General features: G+C 52.2%; 10 protein-coding genes. All 10 read left to right on the forward strand.

The genetic code is table 11. The features are described 5' to 3' along the window. Positions 1–15 precede the first annotated feature (15 nt). Complete coding sequence (locus tag ACFPPD_RS17140; protein ID WP_209749972.1) at positions 16–624, forward strand: hypothetical protein; 609 nt, start codon at positions 16–18, stop codon at positions 622–624. Positions 625–683: 59 nt separating this feature from the next. Further along, complete coding sequence (locus tag ACFPPD_RS17145; RefSeq protein WP_209749971.1) at positions 684–4,481, forward strand: RHS repeat-associated core domain-containing protein; 3,798 nt, start codon at positions 684–686, stop codon at positions 4,479–4,481. A gap of 21 nt (positions 4,482–4,502) precedes the next feature. Continuing rightward, positions 4,503–4,898: a hypothetical protein gene (locus tag ACFPPD_RS17150; protein WP_209749970.1), complete on the forward strand. Its 396-nt coding sequence runs from the start codon at positions 4,503–4,505 to the stop codon at positions 4,896–4,898. Between the two features lie 581 nt (positions 4,899–5,479). Continuing rightward, on the forward strand, positions 5,480–6,505 hold the full coding sequence (locus tag ACFPPD_RS17155) for an RHS repeat protein (RefSeq protein WP_209749969.1): 1,026 nt from the start codon (positions 5,480–5,482) through the stop codon (positions 6,503–6,505). A gap of 31 nt (positions 6,506–6,536) precedes the next feature. Further along, positions 6,537–7,208 (forward strand): reverse transcriptase domain-containing protein, encoded by a 672-nt coding sequence (locus ACFPPD_RS17160; RefSeq protein ID WP_209749968.1) that lies wholly within the window; start codon positions 6,537–6,539, stop codon positions 7,206–7,208. Between the two features lie 140 nt (positions 7,209–7,348). Further along, a complete protein-coding gene (locus ACFPPD_RS17165) occupies positions 7,349–7,846 on the forward strand; it encodes an immunity protein YezG family protein (protein WP_209749967.1) in 498 nt (165 codons plus the stop codon). A gap of 322 nt (positions 7,847–8,168) precedes the next feature. Then, on the forward strand, positions 8,169–8,429 hold the full coding sequence (locus ACFPPD_RS17170; protein ID WP_378082701.1) for a DUF2569 family protein: 261 nt from the start codon (positions 8,169–8,171) through the stop codon (positions 8,427–8,429). 79 nt (positions 8,430–8,508) lie between these two features. Further along, positions 8,509–9,012 carry a DUF2569 family protein gene (locus tag ACFPPD_RS17175; RefSeq protein WP_378082702.1) on the forward strand — a complete coding sequence of 168 codons (504 nt, stop codon included), beginning with the start codon at positions 8,509–8,511 and terminating at the stop codon, positions 9,010–9,012. 221 nt (positions 9,013–9,233) lie between these two features. Then, on the forward strand, positions 9,234–10,580 hold the full coding sequence (locus ACFPPD_RS17180; RefSeq protein WP_209749964.1) for an MATE family efflux transporter: 1,347 nt from the start codon (positions 9,234–9,236) through the stop codon (positions 10,578–10,580). A 138-nt stretch (positions 10,581–10,718) separates the two neighbouring features. Then, the coding region (locus tag ACFPPD_RS17185) for an oligosaccharide flippase family protein (RefSeq protein WP_378082699.1) at positions 10,719–12,165 on the forward strand (1,447 nt) is incomplete at its 3' end.

Here is a 12,165-nt window from a genome sequence, read left to right on the forward strand (position 1 = left end):
GGATGGTGATTTGAAATGAACGCTTTGAGAATACTAATTTTTTTAATAGTGATTGTTTTGCAATCTTCTTGCTTAAATAAGAATGGTAATGATATTACTCAGCAAACACAGCAAACAAGCGAGCAAGTACAAAGTAAAGAATCAACTAATAATGTACCTACATCAAGTAATTACTCCAAGCCCAATGATAGTAATAATACCTTTGAAGTTATCCATCAATTTTTGAATATCAAGAGGGGAGATGCTCTCAAATTATCAAAAACTGATAGTAGTGAAGATACGATTGCAATTATGGAGTCACATATGACTTTTCCATGTGTATTCGTTGAAAATTTAGGAGTTACCATTATTTATCCGGATTTTTCGGAAGATTCATTCCCTGTATACATTTTGATAAATTCAGACACGAATAGTAGCGGTATCAGTGTAAGAGATGCAAAGCCGGGTATGAACTTCGCGGAAATAAAGAAGATAATGGGAGAAAAAAAAGTGAAAAAAACTTGGATATCTTCCGAAGAAATTACGGCCTACGCTTTGGAGTATATTGATAATGGATTCAACTTCAGTTTCCAATCCGATCAGGAAGATGGTGAAGCATCAGAACTATATATTTCTGAAGTATAATTTCTCTTGAACTTAATTGGTTTAGGCATTGTTGCCACATGCGAGTGTAACAACTCCATGTGGTTTCTTTTTGCCTCAGCACTTCAATAGAGATCAGTTCAAATAGAAAAACCGTCCGACAGCGGTTCAGTCTGGACCTGAACGGCCGCACGAATACGGAATTCAACCGTCTGGGAGAAGCGACGCAGTACGATTACGATTTAGCCGGGCGGGTCACGTCCAAGACGACCCCGAACGCCGGCGTGTTCTCGTATCGTTACGATGCCGCGGGGAACAAGCTGGAGGAAGTCCGTCCGGTGTACGGCGCCGTCAGCTATGACTACGATAAGCGGGATAGCCTGACGTCGGTCGTCGAGCCTCAGTCGAACACGCATTACACGTACGACTCGGAGCTGAACCGGACGAGCCAGCAGGACGGCAATTCGCAGCTGACTTCTTACGATTATGACGCGCTCGGCCGCCGTCTGCAGAAGGTCGTCGTGAGACCGGAGAGCGGACAGGATGTTTTCGAATATCAATACGATCCTAACGGCAACGTGGTGCTCGAGAGAAAACCGGGCGGCTTGACGACGACTTATCGCTACGACTTCATGGATCACAAGGTTCGGGAAGATTATAGCGACGGCACATGGGTGGCCTATACGTACGACAAGGCGGGGAACGTGCTGTCGAAGTCGAACGCAGACGGCACGGTAACTTACACGTACTACGAGAACAACCAGCTCAAGGGCGTCGTCTATCCGAACGGAGACACCGTCGGGTACGAGTACAACGAGAACGGCGAGCTGTCTGCGGAGACGACGAACGGCAAGAGAACCGAAGTCGTGAACGATGCCGCAGGACGCCCGACGAGCTACACGGACTCGAATGGGCATACGTATACGTACGAATACGACGCGGATGGCTATGTAACGGGCATCAAGTATCCGAACGGCACGGTCACGTCGATCACGTACAAGCCGGGTCATCTCGTCGCCTCGCAGCAGACGGCGGATGCGAGCGGTACGGGGCTGCATGCTAGCAGTTATGCGTATAATGCGCGCGATTTTATAACCGGGATGCAGGACCATCAGGATAAGTCAGGGTATGCGTATAACGATCGCGAGCAATTGATCCGCATCGAGACGCCGGAAGGCGACGTCATGCAGTACGAGTACGACGGCGCGGGTAACCGGACCGTCCGTAAGACGACGATCCGGGGAGTCGCGGAAGATAAGATGAAGGTCATTACGTCGGACGAGCTCGTAGAGATGGTGCTCGCTTCGTTCGGCATGAAGATGCCTGAACAAGCGGAAGAGCCTTCCGAGCCGGGGAATGATGATCCTTGCACGGACAAGGGCAATAACGGCAATGCCTACGGCCATGACAAAGATAACGGCAACGGTAACGGCAAGAAGGATGCGTCGATCGACGGCGTGAAGATTGCCTCCACGAGCATGGATTTCCTAGCTGCGAACGGCAATGGCGGCGGGAATGGCAACGGGAATGGCGGAGGGAACAGTGGCGGCAACGGAAATGGTAATAGCGGTGGGAATGGAAACGGAAACGGAAATGGCAACGGTAACGGCAACGGTAACGGCAACGGTAACGGCAATGGTAACGGCAAGGACAAAGAGTCGAACGCAGCCGATGGCTGCGGCAATGGCAACGGCAAAGGGAACGGCCAAGGCTGGATGAAAGCGCTGGAGAACGGCAACGGCAAGAAACTGGGGCTGTATAAGAAGCTGAGCAAGTTGAACGGATCGGATCTAGAGATCGACTCGCTGTTCGAGACCGGCAAGATCGAGCACATCCTTGCCGCCATCGATAACATCGTCAACGGCGAAGTAAACTTGCCACCGGGCGAGCAAACGAAGCTTTTTGAGAGAATCAGAGAAGTCGGCAAAGGATATACCGTCATCGGCACGAAATATACGTATAACTCTCGTAATCAGCTCATTCATCGTGAGAATCTGATCCGTTACGAGGAATACGACTATAAGTACGATGCCGCAGGCAGCTTGCTCACCGACAGCCGCAGCAAGTACGAGTGGAACGCCCGCGGGCAACTGACGAAGGTCACGTTCCCGGACGGCTTCGGCGAGAAATACACGTACGACATGCTCGGCCGCCGCGTGACCAAGACGCAATTCAACCACACCGGAAGCGACCAACAAACGACGACCTATCACTATAAGGGCGATACATGGGTGTTGACCGAAGAAGTCGTAAGCGGCGATGACGACGAGGAATCTAGCAAATCGTATACGTACGACGCGAACGATCGACCGCTGTCGATTACATTCAAAGGCGAGACGTTCTGGTACGTGTACAACGGCCACGGCGACGTCTTGGCGCTTACCGACAAGGACGGTAAAGTCGCGGCTCGCTACGAGTACGACGCATGGGGACTCGTTACCCGCATGTATAACCGCAACGGCGAGCGCGTCCGCGAAGGCATCGGCTGGATCGGCGACCTCGGCACCGGCAACGGCACCCCGGGCTCCATGCAAGGGCCGGAAGACGGCAGCGGCAATATCGATCCGGACTATCATCCGGGGATCGGCAATCAGCCTAGTACCGATGCCGCCACGACTGAATCCAGCGCATCGGCCGCCGAAGCGACAACGGATTCGACGGGCATTACGGCGCTGGACGCCATCCTGACCGACGACACCGTCGAGCCGACCGCAGACATCACGACGGATCTTGTGAAAGAGAATCCGATTCGCTACGCCGGCTACTATTGGGATCGGAAGACGCAATACTACTATCTCCAAGCTCGCTATTACGACCCTCGCCCGGCTCGGTTTATTAGTGAGGATACGTATGAGGGGGAGATTGAAAAGCCTCAGAGCTTGAATCAGTATGTTTATGTTGAGAATAATCCGGTGAATTATGTCGATCCTACGGGGCATCAGCTTGCTTCTCCAGAAGGGCCTGGTGAAAAAAATAATTTAGGGACACGTTACAATGCCACGTTTCAAACTATTAATGCCCAAATTGCTGCCCTACTTCCAGCGCAATACAAAGAAAGAATAAGACTTGAGCTGATACAATTAGAAGCAGATATGTCTTATGCTCGTGAAGCTGGTACGAAAAACAATGTATACTGGGTAATCAAAAAATACTGGGGGATAAAATTTAAATATCCATGGGATGCTCCTCCATATAAACAAGAAAAGTCTCCTAGGGTTATTCCTTTTGACAAGAATAATGAACGATTTAAATACTTTTTTATTCTAGCTACCAAAACAAGTAAATATAATTCCGAAAATTCAGATGGCATGGCAAAATTAGCTACAAAGAAACTGATGGGGTATTGGGAAGAATATTATGATAATGAAGGATTTGAGTGGTATCAATATACACTTGCAGCGGGGGAGGCAGCAAATCTAGGGGGGTTATCTGGAAAATCTTCTCCACCAGTTCCAAAGCCCGCTGGTGGAGGTGGCCCTAGTACTACAGTAGTCAGAGTAAAGGAGATACTCCCTAAGAGTGCGGGGAATGGTAGTACAGGTAGGAATCTTCTCAACTCTACAAATCCCCAAGATTTCCTAGACGAAGCGTTAGGGCGACAGGGTATGACAACTGTACCCAAGGGGCTTAAAGAGACTTGGACAGCAGATGGTTATGTATACGAGGTAAGAATACACCCTAGCAATAGTCAACACACCAATGCTGGAAGTATTTATCGAGTTTCAAGAAAGTCAGCCCCGAGTTCTGACCCTAAAGTACAGGGAAGTGGCACTGAGTATTTGGGGACGGATGGAAAGTGGTACAAGGAAAGTACCTTGAAAGAGACCTATAGGGACGGAACCCAAAACCCCAATTTTAATGCTACCGGAGCAAAGAACACACACATTGATTTACCATAGGAGATGATTTTTCTGTTTTTAATGAGTTTAGAAGAGGTTAATTCAGAGATTGACAAAATCAATGCTTATTTAAGTCAATGTTTATGGATGGATTTTGAGTTTTGTCGTATGAACGCAGGGCAAATTGTTTTATCAGGCAGCATAGATCAAAGCAGTAACGAGTATGCGATAGATATTGAATTTGAACAACCGTATTTTGTTTCTACTTTGTTTTTATGGCATACGGATACGTCCAAAGTATTTATTGAATTAGCAAATGCTGATGAAACAATTGAAATGAATCAAAAGTACAAGGTAGAGTTTGGGAATTACATCTTTAAAATAGGTGTGGAAGATTTTGAAAGCCCACCGATTTTCGTGGCAGCAAAAAAAATATCATGTAAAATTCTAAACGATAATCCTTTTCCAAAACATTAGGGCCAATACGGAAGCACTCGACAGGCCGCTTCCCCACTCACAGCCTGCCGCAAGCGACTGGCAAGCGCAGCACCGCCAGCACGCTCACGGGCGGCCAACCCGCCGCCCTCCGGGCGAGCCACGCCTACCGGCGATCCCAAACCTGGGCGCTCCGCTCGCTTCTCCGCTCCTGCTTTTTTACTTCGCGTTTGGGGATGGGGCTGACGAAGCAAGCGTACCGGATAGGGATTTCGCCTTTCAAAGCGGTTTACAGTAGGAAGGCTGGAAGATCACGCAAATCGGTTGTAATGAAAGTAGGGCCGAAATGGCCTACGAACGGAAAGGGCTTGGAATCCACCACCTCTTTTTTCTGCGATGCAAGAGCATCGAATCGGGAGAAGGGAGGTGCGGCTACCAAGCCCTTTTGTTCTGAGCGACTGTTTTTCGGTATATTATCTTTTTTAGACCGATTCGCGGTCTTTCCGGCCGAATGCGAGACTGCATAACGGGACGAATACGACACCGTAGGTCGCCAAGCGAAGGTTACGGCGCCGGACGGCGGCCAGTCGCAGACGATCTACGACACTTCCGGCAACGTTCTCTTGTCTATCGACAGCCTGGGCAACATTACCGAATATCGCCACGACCTCGCGGGCGTGACGACGGAGACGATTCAGTACAGGGAAGGCACGACGCAGCTGAATCCGGGGAATATTAGCGCGGTCACGCGCAGCGTCTTCGATGGCGCGGGCAATGCAGTCGTGACGCAGGATCCTAACGGCAACGTGGTCCGGTCTATTTTCGATAGTGTCGGGGCTATGGTGCAAGAAACGCATTACGAGAGCCCGGCCCTATCCAGCGAACAGATCGTTAACGCGTATCGCTACGATCCGCGCGGTCTCATGATCGCCTCCGTGGACGGCAACGGCCATACGACGACATTCGCGTACGACGCTGAAGGGCAGCAGATGATGGAGACCGATCCGGTCGGCCATTACGCGAAGTACGAATACAGCAAGGCAGGGTTCATGACGGCGGAGCGCCGTCCGCTTGGGCGCGACACGGAATGGACGTACGATTATCGCGGAAATACGCTAACGGAGAAAGACGCCTTGGGGAACGTCCAACGGTTCTCCTTGGACTTGGATGGCCGCACGGATACGGAATATAACCGGTTGGGAGAAGCGACGCAGTACGACTATGATGTCGCTGGGCGAGTCACGTCCAAGACGACCCCGAACGCCGGCGTGTTCTCGTATCGTTACGATGCCGCCGGGAACAAGCTGGAGGAAGTCCGTCCGGTGTACGGTGCCGTCAGCTATGACTACGATAAGCGAGACAGCTTGACGGCGGTCGTCGAGCCGCAGGCGAACACGCATTATACGTACGACTCGGAGCTGAACCGGACGAGCCAGCAGGACGGCAATACGCAGCTGACCTCGTACGATTACGACGCGCTCGGCCGCCGTCTGCAGAAGGTCGTCGTGAGACCGGAGAGCGGACAGGATGTTTTCGAATATCAATACGATCCTAACGGCAACGTGGTGCTCGAGAGAAAACCGGGCGGCTTGACGACGACTTATCGCTACGACTTCATGGATCGCAAGACTCGGGAAGAGAATACTTAAGCTGATCCGGCTGTGGTTAACGGCAGGTGTGATGAAAGACGGAGAGGTGCATGAAACCGTCCTAGGAAGTCCACAAGGCGGGGTCATTAGTCCCTTACTTGCGAATCTATACCTCCACTATCTCGACACAATCTGGACGAAGCAGTTTGCACACGTAGGCACACTCGTCCGTTATGCGGACGATCTGGTCATTCTCTGTCGGTACAAAGAACAAGCGATGGAAGCGATAAGCGTACTGAAGACGGTGTTTCAGAAACTGGAGTTGACGATGAATACAAGCAAGTCCAAACTCGTCAACCTGTGGGCAGGCAAAGAAGGATTCGACTTTCTGGGTCATACCCACCGGCGAATGCCGTACTGGGGAAAGAACGGGAAAGTGATCTATTTCCTTCGAAGCATCCCTTCCAAGAAGGCAATGAAGAAGATGCGAGATCGGGTGAGAGTAGAGCTCGCACCGCGTACACGACTAGGATGTTCACTGGGAGATTTAATCAAGCGGCTGAACCCGATTATACAAGGGTGGAAGAACTACTACGCAGAGATTGATCCCAATATGGCTAGGGTTTTTCTGGCAAAGGTGGATTGGCACATCCGCAGACGAATGAGTCTATGGTGGAACAAGAAGCATAAGAAAAGAAAAGCCAGCCGAGTTAATGTGTACGCTCTTCTACCCAAAGTCGGACTGAAAACCGTAGCGTACTAGGGATAGCCGTACTGAGCAAGGTGAAGAACGTCGGAAAGCCGTATGCGGGAAAACCGCACGTACGGTTTGATGAGAAGGGGCTGGTAAACCCAGCCTTTTACTCTACAAAAATATACTAAATCTATGAGGTGATTAAATTAATGGAAAATCAATTGGCAGGATTGTACCAAGAAATAGCTCAAAAAATTAATTCTATGATACCAACTAGTTGGGATGAATTTTATTACCTTGGAGAAGTAGAAGAAGGAAAATCGAGTTGGTCATCAACTTTCTATTTTGTTGAATCGAATACTAACACAATTGTAGATGGTAATGATATTCCAACGAAATACAATGTTTCTCAACAAATTTATGACGAATTACTCTCCGAATTAAGTGGTCTTTTGCTTATATTGTATAAATGCTTTGAAGATAATGAACAGACATTATGGGAGCAAGTTAGTTTAACAGTGAGCAGTAGTGGCAAATTTAATGTTGATTTTCTTTATGAAGTTATAAATGAAAATGATGGAGGACAGTTACAGAGAGAAATTGTTTGGGCATATGAAACGTTTGGTTTCGTGCCTACAGAGGGAAGTTATTCAAGAAGAGTACTGGATAAGTATTTAAAGGAAAAAGACAACAATAATTCGCAGTAAAATCTTACTTTAAAATTTTTCGTGACTCTCTAGCAAGGCCACATGCGAGTGTAATTCCATGTGGTTTTCTTTTGCCACTGTCAAAACTGAATAAGAAAGCATGTATTTTGGTCATAAGGCTGCCGATATAGTAGATGAAAGGGTTTTTCTGGAAAGTTATTGTATTTATATGGCGGAGGGGCAGATGCAGAGAACAGGGATCAAAGGCGTATTGTTAATCTATTTACTATCCAATATTTGGATTCTACTAAGTAACGCTGGATCCTTTTTCTTGGAGTCGTTCATCTTATCTACACCCGCATTGGATATGATACAGAGTTCCATGGTGGACAGCGCGAATGCGCATGCGATTATAGGGATTACCGGAATTCTGACAATTGTATTTCTCTTCGCGAAGAAATCCTACAGTCCAGTGTTTATTGTGATCATCGAGGCGTTCAGGGTAGGGATATGGGCGTATGTGTTTGTTTCATCGGATATCGAGGTGACGGAACTGTCAGCGTTTATCGTTAGGGCCGGAGTAGGCTTGGTTTGGATTTTTTACTTTGTTAGGTCGAATCGGGTTCGTGAAACCTATGCTTGATGAGCTCATTGATGTAATCGGCTCGCGCATCTAGGCTTGAAAATTTGAGTTCAAGGAGAATCCGCGAATGGACGACCGAATGACGGACGTAGCAAAAAAACCGAAATGGCCGGCACTGTTTATCGTTGTTGGCACTCTTGTATTATTGTTGTTCCCTATAAACATTCTTGGATACTATAAGCGGGAGATTACGCCGTTTTTCTCGGGAGGGAATTTTTCCTTCATGTTTGATTTCTCGGTTCCATGGGCGATTCTTCTTCTTGTGGAGTTAATTGTGCTGCCTCTCCTGGCTTGTCTTTCTTTATTGAATATCTTGCTGCTCTTCAAGAAACATAAAAGTTTCCCGGCGATGCTTAAGGGTTTGTTTATCGCGTATTTGGTCTTGATGGTTCTGGATTTGTTCGCGAATCAAGTCATATCCGAAGCGACCGACGCGTATAAGGACGTTATCTACAAAGATATTTACCGGAATATCTTCAGAACCTTGCTTTACGTCGTCGTGACGGTCCCTTTTCTATACTTCTCCGATAACGTGAAGAAGACTTATGCAAGAGTCGGGGATAACCCTCGGATAGATTCATGAGCGAGCGTGCGCTAATCATGAGTCGGGAGAAGTAAGCGGCGAGGAAATCCGACTAATGACAAAAAGCACGATCCGCCTTATGATGGAAGTGCATCTCATTCCAATAGTATCCAAACTAAAGGCAATGCTACCGTTCAGGTACAACCTCGATGAAACCGGGGTTGTGCCTTTTTTGCGTTCGCGGAGCTTGGGCCGACGGTCGACGGGGAGGACAAGAAATAATGACGATTCGAAAAAAAGAGTTTTACGCGCAGCTGTATAAGCTCGCGATTCCCATTGCGGTGCAGAGCTTGGTGATGTCGCTGCTTTACTTGACGGACCAGCTCATGGTCGGCCAGCTTGGAGACGCGGCGATCGCGACGGTTGGGATGGCGAGTAAAGTATACGGCGTAATAGGCGTCGTCTTATCGGGATTGGCGACAGGCGTATCCGTATTCGCGGCCCAGTATTGGGGAATGCGCGACCGGGAGGGCGTATCGAAGTTTCTTGGATTAGGGTTGATAGTCGGAACGGTGCTGTCGCTCGGGTTCGCGTTGCTCGTATTCGGCTTTCCGGAGGCGATTCTGGGCGCGTTCACGACGGATGCTCGGGTGCTCGACGAAGGCCGCTCGTTCATTCGGATCGCGGCGATCAGTTACGTGCCGACGATGCTGACGCTGCTCTATTCCGCGATCATGCGCAGCACCGGCCATACGAAGTACCCGATGGTGGCTAGCATTGTCGTCGTCGGCATTAACGTCGTCCTGAATTATTTGCTTATTTTCGGCCATGCCGGCTTTCCCGAGCTCGGTCTGGAAGGGTCGGCGATCGCGACGCTGATCTCGAAGACGATCGAATGCGCGCTCATCATCGGAGCGGTATACCGTTACCGGCTGCCGGGGGCGGTCAGTCCGGTCCGGCTGTTCCGCGTTCCAAGGGACATCGTCTCGAAATTCGCGCGAACGACGTATCCGATCGTGCTGGCGGAGCTCGTCTGGGTGCTAAGCGAATTCGCGTATTCGGTCATCTACAGCCGGATGGGGACGACGGAAATGACGGCGATGACGTTGTCGTTCCCGCTTCAAGGCTTAAGCATCGGCTTGTTAACGGGATTGAGCGGAGCGGCGGCAATCATGGTCGGAAACAAGCTGGGCGCGGGAGACAAGGAAGAGGCTTACGATATCGCCGTTCGTTGCATTAGGTTCGGCCTGTGGTTCTCGTTGGCGTTCGGAGCGGTGATGGCCGCGTTGTCGCCGTTTTACGTGTCGTTGTTTAACGTCTCGCCGGAAGCGAACCGACTTGGTACGTACGTCATCTGGGTGTTCGCCGGATTCATGTGGGTCAAGGTGTCCAACATGATCATCGCGGGCGGCATTCTGCAGAGCGGGGGCGACGGCAAGTTCGTCTTCGCGATGGAGTCGATCGTCACTTGGGCGGTCGGCGTACCGCTCGGGCTGCTGCTCTCGTTCGTATGGAAGCAACCGGTGTTCTGGGTTTACTTCTTCCTGTCGTTGGAGGAAGCCGTTCGGCTCGCTTTCGGTCTGTTGCGCATCCGCAGCCGCAAGTGGATGAAGCAGTTGACCGCTTAGCCGTCGCAAGGGCCTTCCCCTGGCGGGCAAGCTTTTGTACGCCGCGGCTTTAGATTATAATCGAATCACGAACCATGCATCGGAGAGCGGGAAGCGGGAACGGGTTGTCGTCAGTCTCGGGAATGGGGAAAACATCGGATGAAAATCGAAATCGAGCCTCGGCAAGCCGGAAAAAAAGCGTTGTGGCAAGGAGCGGCGTTACTCGGCGGGGCGGCGCTGTTGTCGAAGGTGATCGGCACGTTGCAGAAGATCCCCTTGCAGAACGTCGCCGGGGACGAAGTATTCGGCCTGTATAGCGCGGTATACGCGCTGGCGATCATGTGGATGACGCTTGCCGCCGCCGGCGTACCGGTCGCGGTCAGCGCGCTCGTGGCGGACCGGACGGCGCGGGAAGACGAAGAAGGGGCGCAGCGGGTGTTGCGATGGGCGCTCGGGCTGCTCGGCGCAAGCGGACTCGTCATGTTCGCCGTGCTGTGGCTGGGCGCGGACGTGTTCGCGGGATGGATGAAGCTGGACGATGCGGCGCCGGCGATTCGGATGTCGTCGCTCGCCTTGCTGTTCGCCCCGGCGACGGCGGTGCTTAGAGGGTACGAGCAAGGGCGCATGCGGATGCTGCGGCCCGCCGTCTCACAGCTCGCCGAGCAGACCGCCCGCGTGGCGTTCATGCTTGCGGCGTTGTTCATCGCGGTGGGCGCCGCTTGGTCGGCACCGGCGACGGCCGCGGCCGTGCACGGGGGCTTGGCGACCGGCGCGATCGCGGGCTTGGCCGTCATGGCTTGGCAGTCGGGCGGATGGCTGTCCCGGAACAAGCCGATAGTCATTCAAGCGACGGGGGCGAAGAAGAGCTTCGGCGGGGGAGAAGGCGCGCAGAGGCTTGTCAAGCTGCCCGAGGACCGGATCGCGCTCGTGAAGCGCATCGCGAAGGTGGCTATTCCGGTCGCCATCGCGTCCGTCGTCGCGCCGTTGTTCGGGCTGATCGACGCTTTCTCGATCCCTCGTCTACTGCAGGGAGAAGGCGCGGCCGCCGCGTGGTCGATGGCGCAGTTCGGCGTCTATAACCGCGGAGTCGCCCTGCTGCAGCTCGTCGTCATGGCGGCCGGAGGCGCGGCCGCGGCGCTCGTGCCGGCGTTCACCGCGGCGCGCGCTCGCGGCGATGTGGGCGAGCTCGCCTCGCGCGCGACGTTCGCGCTGCGGATCGCCTGGTGGTTCGGCTGCGCGGCCGCGGTCGGCTTGGTGATTCTCGCTTCGCCGATCAACGAAGCGCTGTTCGCCGACCGCAGCGGCTCCGCCGCGATGGCGCTCATCGCGCTGGGCGCGGCGGGCGGCACGCTTCAAGCGGTCAGCGCCGCGCTGCTGCAGGGCATGGGCGATCTCCGGTCGCCCGCCGTCAATCTCGCCGCGGCCGCGCTGCTGAAGCTGATGCTGAACATCGCGCTCGTTCCCGCGCACGGCATAGGCGGCGCCGCCGCCGCGATGGCGATCGCCTACGCCGTCGCCGCACTGCTTAACGCGCTGTCCTTGCGTCAGCGCGTGCAACTGCCCGCCCCGCGCGCGGCGCTCGCGTGGCGCTCGGGCGCTGCGCTGG

Source organism: Cohnella suwonensis (assembly GCF_042655365.1).
GTDB classification, from domain to species: domain Bacteria; phylum Bacillota; class Bacilli; order Paenibacillales; family Paenibacillaceae; genus Cohnella; species Cohnella suwonensis.

Excerpts from the sequence above, each read along its gene's own strand:
- ACFPPD_RS17140 (WP_209749972.1), top strand. The coding sequence starts at position 16 with ATGAACGCTTTGAGAATACTAATTTTTTTAATAGTGATTGTTTTGCAA.
- ACFPPD_RS17150 (WP_209749970.1), top strand. The coding sequence starts at position 4,503 with ATGAGTTTAGAAGAGGTTAATTCAGAGATTGACAAAATCAATGCTTAT.
- ACFPPD_RS17160 (WP_209749968.1), top strand. The coding sequence starts at position 6,537 with ATGAAAGACGGAGAGGTGCATGAAACCGTCCTAGGAAGTCCACAAGGC.
- ACFPPD_RS17165 (WP_209749967.1), top strand. The coding sequence starts at position 7,349 with ATGGAAAATCAATTGGCAGGATTGTACCAAGAAATAGCTCAAAAAATT.
- ACFPPD_RS17170 (WP_378082701.1), top strand. The coding sequence starts at position 8,169 with ATGGTGGACAGCGCGAATGCGCATGCGATTATAGGGATTACCGGAATT.
- ACFPPD_RS17175 (WP_378082702.1), top strand. The coding sequence starts at position 8,509 with ATGACGGACGTAGCAAAAAAACCGAAATGGCCGGCACTGTTTATCGTT.
- ACFPPD_RS17180 (WP_209749964.1), top strand. The coding sequence starts at position 9,234 with ATGACGATTCGAAAAAAAGAGTTTTACGCGCAGCTGTATAAGCTCGCG.